At 69.2% G+C, this 17,313-nt stretch carries 16 protein-coding genes and 1 riboswitch; of the genes, 2 read left to right on the top strand and 14 right to left on the bottom strand.

All coding sequences use genetic code 11. The features are described 5' to 3' along the window. Positions 1-3: 3 nt before the first annotated feature. The 5 genes from EV675_RS29135 to EV675_RS29115 all read right to left on the bottom strand — a co-directional run bounded on the left by EV675_RS29135 (position 4) and on the right by EV675_RS29115 (position 5,630). The gene (locus EV675_RS29135) at positions 4-981 is read right to left on the bottom strand and encodes an HlyD family secretion protein (protein ID WP_130362162.1); all 978 of its coding nucleotides are present in this window, start codon (positions 979-981) and stop codon (positions 4-6) included. Positions 982-1,002: 21 nt separating this feature from the next. After that, positions 1,003-2,364, bottom strand: coding sequence for a TolC family protein (locus EV675_RS29130; protein ID WP_130362161.1), 1,362 nt, complete (start codon positions 2,362-2,364; stop codon positions 1,003-1,005). Between the two features lie 185 nt (positions 2,365-2,549). After that, a complete protein-coding gene (locus EV675_RS29125) occupies positions 2,550-3,323 on the bottom strand; it encodes an SDR family NAD(P)-dependent oxidoreductase (protein ID WP_130362160.1) in 774 nt (257 codons plus the stop codon). A 3-nt stretch (positions 3,324-3,326) separates the two neighbouring features. After that, a complete protein-coding gene (locus tag EV675_RS29120) occupies positions 3,327-4,301 on the bottom strand; it encodes a Bug family tripartite tricarboxylate transporter substrate binding protein (RefSeq protein ID WP_130362159.1) in 975 nt (324 codons plus the stop codon). Between the two features lie 57 nt (positions 4,302-4,358). Then, positions 4,359-5,630: a Rieske 2Fe-2S domain-containing protein gene (locus EV675_RS29115; protein WP_130362158.1), complete on the bottom strand. Its 1,272-nt coding sequence runs from the start codon at positions 5,628-5,630 to the stop codon at positions 4,359-4,361. A gap of 154 nt (positions 5,631-5,784) precedes the next feature. On the opposite strand from EV675_RS29115, the gene EV675_RS29110 reads away from it, so the two are divergent. Further along, entirely contained in the window at positions 5,785-6,549 is a 765-nt protein-coding gene (locus EV675_RS29110; protein ID WP_242621655.1) for an IclR family transcriptional regulator, read from the top strand. 10 nt (positions 6,550-6,559) lie between these two features. Here the strand turns inward: EV675_RS29110 and ribD are convergent, their stop codons facing one another. The 3 genes from ribD to glyA form a co-directional block, all read right to left on the bottom strand. After that, entirely contained in the window at positions 6,560-7,672 is a 1,113-nt protein-coding gene (ribD, locus tag EV675_RS29105; RefSeq protein WP_130362262.1) for a bifunctional diaminohydroxyphosphoribosylaminopyrimidine deaminase/5-amino-6-(5-phosphoribosylamino)uracil reductase RibD, read from the bottom strand. Between the two features lie 48 nt (positions 7,673-7,720). Next, positions 7,721-8,194: a transcriptional regulator NrdR gene (gene nrdR / locus EV675_RS29100; protein ID WP_124691068.1), complete on the bottom strand. Its 474-nt coding sequence runs from the start codon at positions 8,192-8,194 to the stop codon at positions 7,721-7,723. A 186-nt stretch (positions 8,195-8,380) separates the two neighbouring features. After that, entirely contained in the window at positions 8,381-9,628 is a 1,248-nt protein-coding gene (gene glyA / locus EV675_RS29095; RefSeq protein ID WP_130362157.1) for a serine hydroxymethyltransferase, read from the bottom strand. Positions 9,629-9,783: 155 nt separating this feature from the next. Further along, a riboswitch (ZMP/ZTP riboswitch) is annotated at positions 9,784-9,919 on the bottom strand. A 117-nt stretch (positions 9,920-10,036) separates the two neighbouring features. On the opposite strand from glyA, the gene EV675_RS29090 reads away from it, so the two are divergent. Next, positions 10,037-10,975 carry a 2-hydroxyacid dehydrogenase gene (locus EV675_RS29090; protein WP_130362156.1) on the top strand — a complete coding sequence of 313 codons (939 nt, stop codon included), beginning with the start codon at positions 10,037-10,039 and terminating at the stop codon, positions 10,973-10,975. On the opposite strand, the gene EV675_RS29085 is transcribed toward EV675_RS29090, so the two are convergent. The 6 genes from EV675_RS29085 to EV675_RS29060 all read right to left on the bottom strand — a co-directional run bounded on the left by EV675_RS29085 (position 10,972) and on the right by EV675_RS29060 (position 17,265). Then, on the bottom strand, positions 10,972-11,988 hold the full coding sequence (locus EV675_RS29085) for a LysR family transcriptional regulator (protein WP_242621654.1): 1,017 nt from the start codon (positions 11,986-11,988) through the stop codon (positions 10,972-10,974). The two genes, EV675_RS29090 and EV675_RS29085, sit on opposite strands and share 4 nt — an antisense overlap. 93 nt (positions 11,989-12,081) lie before the next feature. After that, positions 12,082-12,531, bottom strand: coding sequence for an SRPBCC family protein (locus tag EV675_RS29080; RefSeq protein ID WP_130362154.1), 450 nt, complete (start codon positions 12,529-12,531; stop codon positions 12,082-12,084). Between the two features lie 30 nt (positions 12,532-12,561). Continuing rightward, positions 12,562-13,032: a (2Fe-2S)-binding protein gene (locus EV675_RS29075; RefSeq protein ID WP_130362153.1), complete on the bottom strand. Its 471-nt coding sequence runs from the start codon at positions 13,030-13,032 to the stop codon at positions 12,562-12,564. Next, positions 13,029-13,862, bottom strand: coding sequence for an FAD binding domain-containing protein (locus EV675_RS29070; RefSeq protein WP_130362152.1), 834 nt, complete (start codon positions 13,860-13,862; stop codon positions 13,029-13,031). Before EV675_RS29070 ends, EV675_RS29075 begins: the two co-directional genes overlap by 4 nt. After that, positions 13,859-16,270 (bottom strand): xanthine dehydrogenase family protein molybdopterin-binding subunit, encoded by a 2,412-nt coding sequence (locus tag EV675_RS29065; protein WP_130362151.1) that lies wholly within the window; start codon positions 16,268-16,270, stop codon positions 13,859-13,861. The genes EV675_RS29070 and EV675_RS29065 overlap by 4 nt, the downstream gene beginning before the upstream one ends. Continuing rightward, the gene (locus tag EV675_RS29060) at positions 16,270-17,265 is read right to left on the bottom strand and encodes a Bug family tripartite tricarboxylate transporter substrate binding protein (RefSeq protein WP_165404831.1); all 996 of its coding nucleotides are present in this window, start codon (positions 17,263-17,265) and stop codon (positions 16,270-16,272) included. The genes EV675_RS29065 and EV675_RS29060 overlap by 1 nt, the downstream gene beginning before the upstream one ends. Positions 17,266-17,313 lie beyond the last annotated feature (48 nt).

Genomic DNA, 17,313 nt, shown 5'->3' with positions numbered 1-17,313 from the left:
CCGTCACCGCACCAGCACGCTCATGCCCGGTCGCGCCCCGTCTATCGGCGCCTCCGGACGGGCCCGGACCTCGAAGGTGCGGACGTCGAACCCCTGGCTGGCGCGGGTGGTGCGCCAGGTGGCGAAGTCGGGCAGCACGGCCACGTAATAGACCTTGAAATCCGCGCGGCGGTTGTCCAGCGCGGGCAGTTCGGCCTGGAAGCTCGAGCCGACGGCAAAACGCGAGAGCCGGTCCTCGCGCACGTTGATGACGACCCACTGATCGGCCAGATCCACCACAGTGGCCACCGCCACGCCCTGCGGCGACAACTCGCCCACCTTGGCATAGACCTTGGTGATCTCGCCGGCCACGGGGCTTTTCAGATTGACCTCGGCCTCGGCCGCCTCGACCTCGGCCAGCGCGCCGGCCACCTGCCGGGCCTGGCCCGCCGCCGCTTCCTTGTCCTCGGGCCGCGCGCCGTCCAGCGCGAGCTGGTACTGTGCCCGCGCCGCCAGCGCCGCATCGCGGGAGGCGTGGTAGTTGGCCCGCGCCTCGTCGCGTTTCTGCTCGGCCACCAGCCCCTCGCGCGCCAGGTTGTCCACGCGGCGGAACGAGACCTCGGCCAGATCGGCCGCCGCCTGCGCGCGCTGCCAGTTCAACTGCGCCATCGTGATCTCCTGCGGACGGGCGCCGCGATCGGCCTTGGCCTGCACCGCCCGCGCCGCCGCCAGCGCCCCCTGGGCCTGGGCCATCTTGGCGGCGACCTCGGGGCTGTCCAGCCGCACCAGCAGCGAACCGCGCTCCACCCGGTCGCCCTCCTTCACCGCCACTTCGGCCACACGCGCCGATATCTTGGCGGCGATGTCGGTTTCCTTCGCTTCCATGTAGCCCTGGAACTGCTCGGGCGCGGGCCGCGACGCGCGCCAGAAGCCATAGACGACGACGGCCAGCACCAGCAGGCCGGCGACGGCGAGGGCGAGAGTGGATTTTTTTGCGCTCATGGCAGCTCGGTCTCGTTGTCGTCAGGGGCCGTGGGCGGAGTCGGCGACCACGGCCGCCAGCGGCAGGCACACGTCCGCCCGTTCGATGTAGCGCGGCAGCTCGCCGCCCAGTCCGCTGGCCTCCAGCAGCTCGGCCAGGGACTGGATGTAGTCGTAGGCGGCCTGCGCTCTTTCGGTCTGCACCTTGGCGCGGTTGGTCTCGGCATCGATCAGGTCGGTGGCGGTGCTGACGCCTTCGCGCAGGCCGCTGGTGCGCAGGCGCACCACCTCGTCGGCCAGTTCCACGCTGGCGCCGGTCGCCAGGAACTGGCGGCGCGCCTGGTCCACCGCGCGCCACTTGCTTTCCACCAGCAGGCTGATGTCCTGCCGCGCCTGGGCCTCGGTCAACTGGGCCTGGAGAATGGTCTTGTCGCTGGCGGCGTCCAGCGACGGCCGGTCCAGCGAGTCCCACAGCGTCCAGCGCACGCCCACGCCCACCAGCCAGCTGCCGTTCTCGCTGCGGATCTGGTGCCCGCCGAACGCGAACACCTGCGGGCGCCGCGTGGCGGTCTCCACCGCATGCAGCTGGCGCGCCTGTTCTTCCTTGGCCGCAACCTTGCCCAGGGCGGGATGGCCGTGCATCGCGGCCTCCAGGAAATACGACAGCGGCTCGATGGCCTGGGTCAGGATGAACAGCGGCGTCGAAGGCCGCACGGCCTCGTCCATGCGCAGCGTGCGGCCCAGCGCGACCTGCGCCAGCTCCAGCGTGTCCTGCGCCTTGCGCTCCTCGCGCCGCGCATCCTCCAGCGCGACGCGCGCCTGCAACCGATCGACGCGGGCGATGGTGCCTTCGGCCATCATGCGCTCGGCGGCGCGGTCGTGTTCGCCGATGGCCCGCAGGGCCTCGCGGCGCAGGTCCCAGGCGCGGGCGGCGAGCTGCGCCGCGAAATAGCGCTTGGCCAGCGTGGTCTGCACTTCGTAGCCGGCCTGGGTCGCGTCCGCGCGCGCTTCGTCGGCCTGGGCGTTGACCAGGCCGCGCGCCGCGTCGGTCGCCCCGCCCAGATAAAGCGGCCAGATGCCGATCAGGGATTTGTTGGTCAGGGAGCCGCGCCGCTCCACCTCCACACTGGAAGGCAGCGGCAACGGAATGCCGATGTTGTTCAGCCCGGACAGGCTGAGATTGGCGTTGGCCTCGTAGCGGATGTGCGAGGCGGACACGCTGAGCGAGGGCCCGCCCAGGTTGCGCACGCCTTCGAGCTGGAGTTCCTTGCTTTCGACCGCCGCCCGCGCCGCGCCCAGCTTGTCGGACCGCGCCAGCACCTGCTGCTGCGCGGCCTGGAAGCTCAGGGAAGGCAGCGCCTGGGCCGCCGCGCCCGCGTGCAGGGCGAGGGCCAGCCAGGCCACTGCCCTGCCCGCCTTGCGCCGCCGTTGCTCACCCTCATCTGGGCGGAAATTCCAGCCCCCGGACGTCGACACATGCACGGATCCCGTCCCCCTGACAAGTATGGCGGAACCGGCCACCCCCGCGCCGGCCACGTCTCATGGAGGACATGATAAAGAAAACAGCCGCATAGTGCGCATCTTGCGCATCACATCGCCGACAGCCCTCCGTCGACCAGCACGTGGGTCCCGGTCATGAACGAGGCCTCGTCCGAGGCCAGCCACAGCACCGGCCAGGCGATTTCCTCGGGCGCCGCCCAACGCCCCAGCAGGGACGTGTCGCTGCGCTCGCCCTTGAGCTGTTCGACCGCCTTGCCGCGCGCCCGGGCCCGGCCCACGTGGAACTCGGTCAGTGTCGAGCCCGGGCACACGGCGTTGACGCGCACGCCGTGCGGCGCCTCCTCGAACGCCAGCGTGCGGGTCATCGCCAGCAGGCCGGCCTTGGTCGCGTCGTAGATGCCCATGCCCGCCCGGCCCGTCACCGCGTAGCACGACGACACGATCACCAGGCTGCCCTTGCCCGACTCGCGCAGCGCGGGCAGCGCGGCACGGCAGTAGTTGGCCGTGCCGACCAGGTTGACGTCCACCATGGCGCGCCATTCCTCGGGCCGCGCTTCGGACAGGGGCGAGTAGTTGCGCATGGCCGCGTTGCAGACCAGGACGTCCAGCCCGCCCCAGGCCCGCCGGGCCAGCGCGGCCGCGCCTGGCGCCGCCTCCTCGTCGGCCACGTCGGCGGCCATGGATTCGATCCGGGCCCGCGGATGCTGTTCGCGCAGCGCCGCGGCGGTGCGCGCCAGCGCGTCGGCATCGCGGTCCACCAGCAGCACCGCCGCGCCTTCCTGGCAGAAGACCCGCGCGATGGCGGCGCCTATGCCCGCGGCGCCGCCGGTGATCAGGGTCCTGCGTTCGGCAAGTCTGGCCATGGCTTATCCCGCCTTCGCGCCGGTGGCCTTGATGACCTTGCCCCAGCGCTCCACTTCGGTCCGTATCCACGCGCCGAACTGTTCCGGCGTGTTGGCCACGACCTCGAACTCCATGTCGCGCAGCTTCTGCTGCACGTCGGGCATGTGCAGGATCTTCACGATCTCCTTGTTGTAGCGGTCGATGATGGGGCGCGGCGTGCCGGCCGGCGCCAGGAAGCCTATCCACGACGTGGCGACGAAATGGGGATAGCCCGCCTCGATCATGGTCGGGATGTCGGGCGTGCTGGGAAAGCGCTTCTCGCCGGTCGAGGCCAGCAGCCTGAGCCGCCCTTCCTTCACGTACTGCTGGACGTTGCCGGGCACCATGAACGCCGCCTGCACGTTGCCCGCCACCAGGTCGACCAGGGCCGGCGAGGCGCCGCGATAGGGAACGTGCGTGGCGCCCAGCCCCGAAGCCTCGTTCAGCATTTCCATGGTCAGGTGCGAGGCGCTGCCCGTGGCCACCGACCCGTACGACAGCTTGCCAGGATGGGCCTTGGACCAGGCCACCAGGTCGGCCACGCTCTTGACCGGCAGCCCGGGGTTGACCACCAGGTATTGCGGCGAACTGACCGCGAGCGTGATCGGCGCCAGATCGGTGACGGGATCGTAGGGCATGTTGTCGAACAGCGTCTTGTTGATGGCGATGGGGCCGTTGTAGCCCACCAGCAGCGTGTAGCCGTCCGGCGGCGACTTGGCCACCAGGTCGGCGCCGATGTTCCCGCCGGCGCCCGGCTTGTTCTCGACGATGACCGGCTGCCCGAGTATGCCCTCGAGCTTGGACGCGACCAGCCGCCCCAGCACGTCGTTGGTGCTGCCCACGATGGGCACGATGATCCGCACCGGCTTGGTGGGCGCCCATTCCCCGGCGGCCACGGCCGCCTGTGCCATGGAACAGACGGCCAGCGCACAGGCCGCCTTGCGTAGCAATGCATGCATGAAAGTCTCCTTACCCTCTCGTTCTCGAAGCGGCCGGGCAAAGCCCGGGCCGCATGGCTACACGCTGTAGACCGGCTCGTCCAGGCCGTCCGCCAGGTGTTTTCCGGCCCACTCCATCGGATCGGCGGCACGGTCCAGCAGGACGCCCGCGGCGCGCACGCGCTGCGCCGCGCCGTCCAGCGCCGGCGGCTCCGTACCGTTGGCCAGGCCCACGGCGGCTTCGTGCAGCATGCGGCGCGCCATGACGATGGCGCGGTCCGTGGGCAGCAGCCGTTCGGCCTCGTGGTTCTGGATGGGGCCCATGCTTTCCTGCAGCGACGCATCCTGCATGGCGAAGCCGAACACGCCGCTGTAGGCGCGCTTCTCCCGTTGCGCCACGCGGTCGATCAGGTAGTCGTTGTCCTTGTTGGCCAGCGGGCGGAAAGTGACGGGATCGCAGGGCGCGTGGATGCCCTTGCCCGCATCCAGGTCCGCGCGCTCCTGCTCGGACAGCGGCTTGCCCGGATGGAAGTTGATGCTCCAGGCCCAGCAGTTGTGGTCATCGATGGGCACCCAGACGTGGCCGCCCAGGGCATGGTCGCCGAACGGCGGGATCAGCGTGAACCACGGGAACAGCCACTGGGTGATCCGCCAGTAGTACGAATCGGGTTCGCCGTTGCGGCGGCCGTACAGCGACAGGCCGAACGCGTTCTTCTCGATGTCGAACACGACGTTGCCGTCGGCCTTGATGTAGTCGTTGGCCTTGGTGCCCTGGTGCAGCGGATCGACGTCGACCTCGTAGCGGTGCACATAGGACACATGGCTGGTGTCGATTCCGCCCTCCATGGCCTGCAGGTAGTTCGATTCCTGCAGCCGCTTGGACACATAGATGTGGCTTTCCGGCAGGCCGCACCATTCGACCTCGGGCAGGCTGGGCTGCGTCTCGGGCGGGCCCATGTAGGCCCAGACGATGGAGCCGCGTTCGATGCACGGATAGGCCTTGATGCCCATGCGGCCGCAGCTTTGCGGCGCCGACGGCACTTCCACGCATTCGCCCAGGCGGTTGAATTTCAGGCCGTGGTAGGCGCAGCGGATGCCGTCCTCTTCGTTGCGGCCGAAGTACAGCGACACGCCGCGGTGCGAACAGAACTCGTCGATCAGCCCCACCTGCCCGCTGCTGTCGCGGAACGCCAGCAGCTTCTCGCCCATGATCTGCACGCGCACCGGCGGGCAGTCGGGCTCGGCGACTTCGCTCGATTTCAGGATGGGGACCCAATAGCGCCGCAGCAGACTGCCCATGGGCGTGCCCGGACCCGTGCGCACCAGGATTTCCGAGGTTTCCTTGTTCATGACTCCACTTTCTCCAACGGGTTTGTCCGTTCTATGATAATTGAGTCCATTCTACGGACATAAAACGGATTGTCAACGGGCAAGCGGCAACGGAACCCGGCGGCGGCTCGGCTACGATGTCGGGCTCGATGGACAGAGACGAACGAGGAAAGGCGTGGCGGAAACCGAGAAACCAGGCGAAAGCGTGCGGGCCGTGGACCGGGCCCTGGAGATCCTGCTGGCCTTCACGGCCACGGACTACGAGCTGACGGTGGGGCAGTTGCTCAAGCGCGTGGACCTGAGCCGGCCCACGCTGTACCGCCTGCTGTACACGCTGGAGCAATGCGGCTTCGTGGTATCGGAAGGCGATCCGCAGAAATTCCGCCTGGGACCCGCGGTAGGCCAGCTGGCCCACGTCTGGACTTCCAGCCTGGACCTGAGCGCGCTGGCGGCGCCGCCGATGCAGCGGCTGCGCGAGCAGACCGGCGAGACGGTCGCCCTGTTCCTGCTGCAAGGCGGCGACCGGCTTTGCATTGCCGAACTACCCAGCCCCCAGCCCCTGAGCTTTAAGCGCGGCATCGGCTATCGCGAGCGCATCTCGGTGGGCGCCAGCGGGCGGGCCATCCTGGCCAACATCGGACAAGGCGACGAGGACCGCCGCCGCTACGCCGCCGAGCGCGGGCTGGATATCGCGCGGCCGGCCGAGGACCTGGACATGGTGAAGCGGCGGGGCTATGCCGTCAGCCGGGACGAACTGATACAGGGCGCGGTGGCCATTGCCGCGCCGTTCTTCGATCGCAGCGGCCAGGTGGCGGGCTCGCTGGGCGTGTTCGGCCCCGGCGCGCGTCTGCCCGCCGACCGCATCGAGGAATTCGGGGAAATGGTGGTGCGGGAAGCCGCCGAACTGTCGCGCACGCTGGGTAGCCGCACGGCACCCTGAGCCTGGCGGATCAGGCCCGCCGCGCCGGCGTGGCTGCCGCGCGCGCGGCGGCCAGCCGACTCGGGTCCTGCGCCCGCAGCCGGACGTCCGGGCCCAGTCCGCGTACGTCCACGAACTGGAAACGGCGCGCCCCGTCCAGGTCCTCGATGGACGGGAGGCGCGCCATGCCGGCGCCCTCGCCCAGCAGCATGGGCGCCATATAGACCAGCAGTTCGTCCACGCAGCCGGCCTGCAGCAAGGCGCCGGTCAGCACCGCGCCGGCCTCGGCATGGACTTCGTTGATGTCGTGCTGCCCCAGCCAGCGCATGACGCCGGGCAGGTCGACGCGGCCATCCGCGCCCGGCAGGCAGATGACCCGCGCGTTGCGCGCCGCCAATTCGGCGGCGCGGCCGGCATCCTCGCGCGCCGTGAAGATCCAGGTTTCCGCGCCATCGAGCAGGCGCGCGCCGGCCGGCATGCGCAGATGCGTATCCAGCACGATCTTGCGCGGCGGACGCGTGGTCGCGACGTGGCGCACGTCCAGGCGCGGATCGTCGGCCAGCACGGTGCCGATGCCGGTCAGCACCGCGCAGCTGCGCGCGCGCCAATGGTGGCCGTCGGCGCGCGCGGCCTCGCCGGTGATCCATTGCGACTTGCCGTTGGGCAGCGCGCTGCGCCCATCGAGCGACGCCGCCATCTTGGCCCAGAGCCAGGGCGTGCCCCGGCTCATGCGGGAGACGAAGCCGACGTTCAGCGCCAGCGCCTCGTCCAGGCAGACGCCGGCGGTAACGGCGATGCCCGCGGCGCGCAGCCGCGCCAGGCCCTCGCCGTTGACGCGCGGATTGGGGTCTCCCATGGCCACGACGACCCGCGCCGGCGCGGCGGCGACCAGCGCGTCGACGCAAGGGGGCGTGCGGCCATGGTGGCTGCACGGTTCCAGCGTGACGTAGACGGTGGCGCCTTGCACCGGCAAACCGCGCGCCTGCGCGTCGCGCAGCGCCCGGATCTCGGCATGCGGCCCGCCTACGGGCTGGGTAGCGCCCTCTCCCAGGACCTGGCCGTCGCGCACGATGACGCAACCCACGCGCGGATTCGGCGAAGTCGTGTACATGACGCCGTCGGCCAGCGACAGCGCGCGCCGCATCCAGGCGGCATCCTCGGGACGTTCGGTCGGGTCGGCGCTCATCGGCGGTCAGGACTTCGTGGCGGGAGGCCGGGGCCCCTGGATCTCGCGCACGACGTCGGTGAACTCGTCCACATCCTCGAAGCTCTTGTAGACCGAGGCAAAGCGGATGTAGGCGATCTTGTCGAGTTTCTTGAGCTCCTGCATGACCAGTTCGCCCACGCGCTCGGACGGCACTTCGCGCAGGCCGCTGGTCATCAGGGCTTCCTCGATGCGGGTGACGGCGGCTTCCACCGCGTCGGCGCTGACGGCCCGCTTGCGCAGCGCCAGCATCAGGCTGCCGCGCAGCTTGCCCTGGTCGTACTCCGACCGGCTGCCATTGCGCTTGACCACCGCCGGCAGCGACAGCTCCACCCGCTCGTAGGTGGTGAAACGACGATCGCAATGCGTGCAGCGGCGGCGCCGGCGAATGGCGCTGCCTTCTTCCAACACCCGGGTGTCCATCACCTGGGTGTCCTCATGGCGACAGAAAGGACACTTCATGTATGGTCCTCGATCCTCTGCAACCTAGCCCCCCCCCTCCAGGGCGCCGCGGATCCGGCTTTGCCGGTCCGCCAGCGCCGCCCCCTTGAGGGGGCGCCCGAAGGGCGTAGGGGGTGGGCTTTCCTCCCGGTCCGCCAGCGCCGCCCCCTCGAGGGGGCGCCCGAAGGGCGTAGGGGGTGGGCCCTACTACCCACCGTAGACCGGGAACTTCGCGGTCAAGGCGTTGACGCGCTCGCGCACGGCCGCGATGTTGGCCTCGTCGCGCGGGTTGTCCAGCACGTCGGCGATGAGGTTGGCGGTCAGGCGGGCCTCGTCTTCCTTGAAGCCGCGCGTGGTCATGGCCGGCGAGCCGACGCGCACGCCGCTGGTCACGAAGGGCTTTTCCGGATCGTTCGGGATGGCGTTCTTGTTGACCGTGATGTGGGCCTGGCCCAGCGCCAGTTCGGCGTCCTTGCCCGTGATGCCCTTGGCGCGCAGGTCCACCAGCATGACGTGGCTCTCGGTGCGTCCCGACACGATGCGCAGGCCGCGCTCGACCAGCGTCTCGGCCATCGCCTTGGCGTTGGCCACGACCTGGGCGGCGTACTGCTTGAACGAGGGATCCAGCGCTTCCTTGAAGGCCACGGCCTTGGCGGCGATGACGTGCTCCAGCGGACCGCCCTGGATGCCCGGGAAGATGGCGGAGTTGACGGCCTTCTCGAACTCGGCCTTGCACATGATCAGGCCGCCGCGCGGGCCGCGCAGCGACTTGTGCGTGGTCGAGGTGACGAAATCGGCGTGCGGGACCGGATTGGGATAGGCGCCGCCGGCGACCAGGCCGGCGTAGTGGGCGATGTCCACCATGAACAGCGCGCCGCTGGCCTTGGCGATCTCGGCGAAACGGGCGAAGTCGATGCGCAGCGCGTAGGCCGAGGCGCCGGCCACGATCAGTTTGGGCTTGTGCTCGGCGGCCAGGCGCGCGACCTGGTCGTAGTCGATTTCTTCCTGGGCGTTCAGGCCGTAGGACAGGAAGTTGTACAGCTTGCCCGAGGCATTGACCGGCGAGCCGTGCGTCAGGTGGCCGCCCTCGGCCAGGCTCATGCCCAGCACGGTGTCGCCGGGCTTGAGCACGGCCATGTACACGCCCTGGTTGGCCTGCGAGCCCGAGTTGGGCTGCACGTTCACGGCATCGGCGCCGAAGATCTGCTTGGCGCGGTCGATGGCCAGCTGCTCGACGATGTCCACGAACTCGCAGCCGCCGTAATAGCGCTTGCCGGGATAGCCTTCGGCGTACTTGTTGGTGAGCTGCGTGCCCTGGGCCTGCATGACGGCGGGGCTGGCGTAGTTTTCCGAGGCGATCAGCTCGATGTGCTGTTCCTGGCGCTGGTTTTCCAGCTCGATGGCGGACCAGAGTTCGGGATCGGCCTGGGCGATGGTGCGGTTGCGGTCGAACATGACGGTTTCCTTCCTGTGCAGAACGGGGGGCCAACCGACGGGTTCAACGCGACGGCCAGCCGATATGACGGAAACCGCGCCACATCGCCCTGCTGCGCCTGCGCGGCAGGGCAGCCGAAACGAAAGACGGCGTGACGCGATCTACGAATCTGCCTAACGGCTGCCCAGGCGAACGGCGGGCGGCGCGGCCGCGCCCCGGATGAGACGAACCGAACCGCCGGAACCCTGCGCTTCCTTGTGGTAAACCCACCTAGGCCCGGTGGCCTAGAGTCGCCAGTCACGCAGGGTGAAGGCAAGGATTAGTTTACCCCAGACTCGCACGCCCCGGCATCGGTCTGCGCGGCGGCGCAACATGGGCTATCGTGGCGGCCTGACCGCGACCGACAACCGACTTCCAGGACTCTCCCGATGAAGCACCGCATCCTGCAGATCGCCTCCATCACGCCCGCCGTCGACGCCCGCCTGGCGCGCGACTACGACGTGGCCCCCCTGTGGAAGCAGGCCGATCCCGCCTCCTTCCTGGCCGGACACGGGGCCGGCATCGAGGGCATCGCGATCCACGTGCGGGACGCCTGCGGCGCCGACATCCTGGCGGCGCTGCCCAACGCCCGCGTCATCGCCAATTTCGGCGTGGGCTACGACCGGATAGACATCGACACCGCCAGGCGCCAGGGCATGCAGATCAGCAATACCCCGGAAGTGCTGGACGGCTGCGTCGCCGACCTGGCCATGGGACTGGCGATCGACGCGGCGCGCGGCATTTCCGTCACCACCCGCTTCGTGCGGGCGGGCGGCTGGAAAACGGGCCAGCGCCCGCTGATGACGCGCGTGCACGGCAAGAACATGGGCCTGCTGGGCTTCGGCGGCATCGGCCAGGCCATCGGCCGGCGTGCCGCCGGTTTCGACATGGACGTGCGCTACCACACGCGCCGGCCGGTCGCGGGCTCCCCCTGCCGGCACGAGCCCTCGCTGGTGGAACTGGCCCGCTGGGCCGATTTCCTGGTGGTGGCCTGCCCCGGCGGCGCGGCCACCCGCCATCTGGTGAATGCCGAAGTCCTGGAAGCCCTGGGCCCGTCCGGCATCCTGGTCAACATCGCGCGCGGCAGCGTGGTCGACGAAGCCGCGCTGGTCCGGGCACTGCAGGCGGGCCGCCTGGGCGGCGCGGGCCTGGACGTGTTCGAGAACGAACCCGACGTGCCCCAGGCCCTGCTGGAGATGGACAACGTGGTGGCCGTCTCGCACATCGCCGGCTTCACCCGCGAATCGCGGGCTGACATGGAAGCCCGCGTGTGCGACAACCTGGATGCGTATTTCCGCACCGGACAGGTGTTGAACCCGATACCCTAAAGCTCCATCAACTGCCGCGCGTCGGGCTGTCCACCACGTGCGGGGGCGCTCTCCCAGGTCTCAGGCGAGGACCAGCGTTGGTCCAGGATGACCTCGACGCCGCTCAGGTTGCCGGCATCCTGGATGGTGGTCATCAGCACTTCGAGAATACGGCGGGTATTGACCGAAAAAGAACGAAGGTGCCTGGTGGCCAGGCATATTTCCCGCGAAATGCGGGGTTCGCACAACTCCCGGAACTTCAGCTCGTTCAGCGGTCCCGCCTGGGCGGCCAGCGCGGGCACCACCGAGATTTTCCCGCCCAGGCCCAGCATGGCGTAAAGGGAATGGGTGCTGGACACGTTGTCGTGCAACTGGGCCCGTTCGTGCAGGCCCAGCTCCGGATAGTTCTCCAGGAAGGCGCCGATGCCGGTGTCCCCCGTCAGCCCGATGTAGTCGTACTGCGCCAGTTCCGACCACTTGATCGGACCATTGGTACAGGCCAGGGGGTGATCGTTGGGGAAGATCACGCCGAACGGGTCGGCCAGCATGGGCACGTAATTGAGTTCGGGATAGTTGTTGAGGCGGCTGCACAGCCCGAAATCGACCTCGCCGTCGAGCACGGCGCGCTCGATCTTGTCCGATCCGCCGTCGCGCACCGACACGGTGATGGCGGGATAGGCCCGCCGAAACGCCGCCAGGGCCGGGGTCAGGATGTGCATGATCATCGACGGCGCGGCGGCGATGCGCACGTGCCCCCGCTGGCTCTTGGCGATGGCCTGGAGATCCCCGATGGCGTTGTCGAAGTCCCGCAGGATGCGCTCGGCCACGGCCTTGAAACGGACGGCATCGTCGGTCAGGACCACGCGCCGCGTCGTGCGGTCGAACAGTTTCAGTCCGACCGCCTCCTCGAATTGCTGGATGGTGGCAGTCAGGGACGATTGCGTATGGAACAGCCGCGCGGCCGCCAGCGTGAACGAACCGGTTTCGGCAATGGCGACGAAACCCCGCAGGTGACGCAGGGAAAGCTTTCTCATGATTGCGAGCCTTCGAAAGACACCGCTCGAACAACCCTGGACGTGTTGCAGCGCGGTTTTCGCGCCGGGCTCCCGCCGTGCGGCGTGGGCGGATCAGGTCTGGCCCGCCGTGACCGCCGTCTCGAAGCGATCGAAGAATTCTCCCGCGAGCTTCCTGGCGACTCCCTCGATCAATCGTGCTCCCACCTGGGCCAATTTGCCTGCGACCTGAGCCTGGGCATCATAGGCCAGGCGCGTACCGCCGTCAGCGGGGTCCAGCACCACATCGGCGCCACCCTTCGCCAGTCCCGCCGCCCCGCCGCTCCCCTCGAACACCAGCCGGCAGCGCCCTGGCGCCTGCGCATCGGCGATGGCGAAGGTCCCTGAAAACCGCGCCTTGACGGGGCCGATGGCCATCACGACCACGGCCCTGTAGCGCGTCTCGTCCTCGCGTTCGACCGATACGCAGCCGGGTATGCACTGCTGCAGGATGGCAGGATCGAACAGGCTTTCCCAGGCGGCCTGCCGATCGACGGCCAGTTGCCGCTCTCCGGTGATGTTCATGAATGGAATGTCCTTGAAGGAGTTTCGGATTCAACCGGCCTTGGCCAGCCGGTCGCGCGCCATTTCGGTGGCCTTGACGATGCCGGCATAGCCGGTGCAGCGACACAGGTTGCCGGCCAACTGGTCGCGGATCTGGCGTTCCGATCCGCAGCAGCCGCGCGCCAGCGCATCGCGCACCATGATGACCATGCCGGGCGTGCAGAAGCCGCATTGCAGCCCATGGGCCTCGGCAAAGCATTCGCGGATGACCGCCATCGCGGCATCGTCCTCGAAGCCTTCGATGGTCGTCACCGCCCTGCCCTCGACCGCGGCCGCCAGCGTGATGCATGCCCGCACGGGCTCGCCGTCCACCAGCACCGAACAGGCGCCGCACACGCCGTGCTCGCAGCCCAGATGGGTACCGGTCAGCCCGCAGTGGTCGCGGACGAAATCGGCCAGCGTCATGCGGTCCTCGATCTCGCCCGCCACCGGCGCGCCGTTCACTGTCAATGCAAGCTTCATGTCTGCTCCCGCAAGTGCGCGCAGGCGCGCACGACCATGGTCCGATGCAGATGGAATTCGTAGGACGACGCGGCCAGCCCCGTGGCGTCCCGCACGTCCTCGTCCACCACCTGCCCGAGCTGTTGCGGATCGACCCGCGCCCCGTCGGCCAGCAGCGCCGACGCGCGCCCCAGCCGGCACGGCTTGTCCGCCGCCGCGCCCAGCACCACCTCGGCCAGTTCGCGCCGCGGATCGCATACGGCGGCCGCGATGGAATGGGCGAACTCGCCCGATTTCCGGCAGAATTTCCGATAGCTCCACCGGGCAAGATCGGACAGCACCGGCACGGTCACGCCAACCAGGATCTCGTCCGGCCGCAGCGCGGTCTCCATCAACCCGAGCTGGAATTGCGTGAGCGGCAGCCGGCGCTCGCCGCCGGCGCCGCGGACGACGGCCTCGGCACCCAGGGCCAGCAGCGCCGTGGGCCAGTCCGCCGCGGGGTCGGCATGGGCCAGGCTGCCGCCCAGCGTGCCGCGATTGCGCACCGAACGAAAGGCAATGCCGCCGGCCACGTGCCGCAGATAGCCGCGCGACGGGTCCTCGATCCTGCCGTCCTCGATCATGGCGTGCGTGACGCCCGCGCCGATGAACACGCGGTCGCCCTCGCGCCCGCTGCGCCGCAACTCGGCCAGTCCCGAGATGTCGATCATGGTGTCCGCCAGCGTCAGGCGCAGGTTCATCATCGGCACCAGCGACTGGCCGCCGGCCAGGAAGCGGGAGGTCTCGCCGCCGGCGGCCAGCGCCTCGTCCAGGGTCGCGGCGCGGCGATAGGAAAACGGCGCGGCCTTCATCGCACCACCTCGCCTTCCCGGCGCGCCCGGGCCGCGCGCGGCGTGCCCGCGGCGGCCGCGACGATGGCCGCCCGCACGCGCTGCGGCGTCATGGGCGTTTCGTTCAACTCGGCGCCCAGGCCGCGCAGCGCGTCGCGCACCGCGTTGGCGATCGCGGCCGGCGGCGGGATCGCGCCGCCCTCGCCCATGCCCTTCATGCCGTATTCGGTGTGCGGCGTGGGCGTCACCATGTGGCCGATCCTGATGGGCGGCGCCTCGGGCGCGCCCGGCATCAGGTAATCGCCCAGCGTCGTGGCCAGCGGCTGCCCGTTCTCGTCGTAGGGAATCTCTTCGTACAGCGCCGTGCCTATGCCCTGCACGATGCCGCCGATGATCTGGCCATCGACGATCATGGGATTGACCACGGTGCCGCAGTCCTCGACGCAGGCGTAGTCCAGCAGGTCGACCTTGCCGGTGTCCGGGTCCACGGCCACCACCGCCGCATGCGTCGCATAGGTGAACACCCCGGTGTCGACCTGCGGCTCGTAGGTCGTCGTCACGTCCAGCAGGGGCTCCATGCCCGGCGGCAGCGCCTCCTGCCGCAGATGCGCGATGCGGCCGATCTCGTCGAAGCCCATCGACCCTTCGGGGCCGTGCACGCGCCCCTCCTCGAAGCGCAGCGCCTCGGCCTCGCACTTCATGGCGTACGCGGCGATGGCCGCCATCTTGGCGCGCAGCAACCGGCACGCCTTGGCCACCGCGCCTCCCGACATGACCATGCTGCGCGAAGCGAAGGTACCCATGCCGAACGGCGAGACCTGCGTGTCGCCATGCCGGACCGACACGTGGACCGGATCTATGCTCAGTTCCTGATGGGCGACCTGAGACAAGGCCGTCTCCAGGCCCTGCCCATGCGACACGATACCCACCATCAGCATCAGCGATCCATCGGGCATCATCCGCGCCGTGGCCGACTCGTAGCCCGGAATCACCGGTGTGCCGCGCGAGACCCATTCCCCGCAGCCGTGCGCGGTCTGCTCGGTGAACGCGGCAAAGCCCACGCCGATCAGCCGGCCATCGGCCTCGCCCTGCTTCTGGCGCGCCCGCACCCCGGCCAGTTCGATCAGCCCGGCGGCGCGCCACACCGATTCGCCGTAGTTGCCGGTGTCGAAGACCAGGTTGGTGATGGACCGGTACGGCATGGCGTGCTCGGGCACCATGTTCTCCACCCTGACCTCCCAGGGCTCGCGGCCCACGGCGTGGGCGATCTCGTCGATCGTCCGCTCGATGGTGAAACAGGCCGCCGGACGCGCCACGCCCCGGTACGCGCCGATGGGAGACTTGTTGGTGGCCACGGTATAGCTGCGGCACCGGTAACTGGGCACGTCGTAGGGACCGGGAATGTTCTTGGCCACCATGCCCGTCTCCATGAAGGGGCTGTTGGGCCAGTGCGAATAGGCCCCCGCATCCACGTAGACCTCCACGTCCAGGCCCAGGATACGGCCGCGCGCGTCGGCGTAGGCCTTCACCTTGTGGTGATGTTCGCGGCAATGGATGGCGCTCAGCAGATGCTCCCGCTTGTCGTCCAGCCAGCGGACCGGCCGCCTGAGCTTGAGCGCCAGCGCCGCCACCATCAGCTCTTCCGGATACAGCACGCGCTTGGCGCCGAAACCGCCGCCCATGTCGGGCGAGATGAGCCGCAGCCGCCGCTCCTCGATACCCAGCACCTGCGCCATGCCCACCCGCGTCTGGTGCGGTGACTGGCTGCCCGTGTAGACGCACAGCTCGTCCAGCCGGTCGTCCCATACCGCCAGGATGGCTCGCCCTTCCAGCGGGACGGCGGACTGGCGGTTCATCCGGTACTCGCGCTCGATCACCACCGCGGCCTCGCGCCGCGCGGCGGCCAGGTCGCCGAACTCGGCGTCGCGCGCCACGTACACGTTGTCGCCCCACTCCTCGCGGATCAGGGGAGCGCCGGGCAGCGTGGCCGCCACGGTGTCGACCACGGCCGGCAATTCCTCGATATCGACGAACACCGAATCGGCGATATCTTCGGCCATGGCCCGCGTGGGCGCGATGGCCATCGCCACCGGCTCGCCGGCGAAGCGGACGCGGTCGGTGGCCAGCGCCGGATGCTCGGAATACTTGAAGCCGTCGACCTTGGGAACCGCCACGATGGGCTTGACGCCGGGGAAGTCCCGGGCGGTGAATACCTGGTCGCGGTATTCGTCGGGAACGACGATGTCGCGCACGATGCCATGGGCGCTGGAGCTGCGAACGAACGCGACCTCCAGCATGCCCGGTACGCGGATGTCGCCGACGAACTGCCCGCGCCCCCGCAGGTGGCGCCAGTCCTCCCGGCGGCGCAGGCGCGCCCCGACTCCCTTTTCCGTCGCCGCGGACGAGCCGCTCGTATCCTTGTCGGTCATCAGTCGCGCTCCAGTCCCATGTCCTTGACGAGCTTACGGTAAGTCGCGGCATCCTGGCGACGCAACTGCGCGAACTCCGTGGAACTGATCAGATAGGGTTCCGCTCCCAGCGTGGCGAGCTGCTTGCGCATCTCCGGCGACTGCACCGCCTTGTGGATGGCGACATTGAGCTTCTCCACGACGGCCGGTGGCATGTTGGCCGGCCCTTCTATGCCCATCCAGAAGTTCATCGTGGCCGAGGGGTAGCCCGCTTCGATGGCGGTGGGCACGTCCGGCAATATCGAGGACCGTTCCCTGGACATCACCACCAGCGGACGCACTTGCCCCGCGCGCACGTAGCCTATGGTGGACGGCAGCGAATCGAACACCATCGACACCCGTCCCGAGATCACGTCGGGAAAGGCCAGCCCCGACGACTTGTACGGCACGTGGGTCATGGCGATGTTCATGGCGTTCTGCAGGATCTGGCCCGACAGGTGGCCGGTGCTGCCCGGCCCGGCCGAGGCGAAGCTCAGCTTGTTCCGGCCTTCGCCCTTGGCATAGCTGGCCATGTCGGCCAGGGACTTCACCGGCAGGTCGTTATTCACCGCCAGAATGTTGGGCGTGGTCACCAGCGTGCCGATCGCGGTGAAATCGTCGATCGCGCGGTAGGAAAGGTTCTTCAGCAGCACGGGCGCTACCGCGACCATGGGCGGACTGGTCAGAAGGATGGTGTAGCCGTCGGGCGGCGCGGCGGCCACCACCGCGGCGCCTATGGTGCCGCCTCCGCCGCCGCGGTTTTCGGCGACCACCGATTGTCCCAGCACATCGGTCATGGACTTGGCCAGCACCCGTCCGATCGAATCCGATACGCCGCCGGTCGCATACGGGATCACCAGCCGGATGGGCTTGCTGGGGAACTCGTCGGCCACTGCCGCGGAGGGCGCCGCCCAGGCCGCGCATGCCATGGCCATCCCGGCCACGGCCCACCCGGCCCGCGCGGAGGGCGACTTCACCTTACAACACCTGCCAGAGCTTCTCTCGATCATCTCAGCCTCACGTGT

Source organism: Pigmentiphaga kullae (assembly GCF_004216695.1).
Taxonomy (GTDB): domain Bacteria; phylum Pseudomonadota; class Gammaproteobacteria; order Burkholderiales; family Burkholderiaceae_B; genus Pigmentiphaga; species Pigmentiphaga kullae.
Note: the sequence above shows the minus strand (reverse complement) of the source record. Positions and strands in the feature narration are given on the sequence as shown.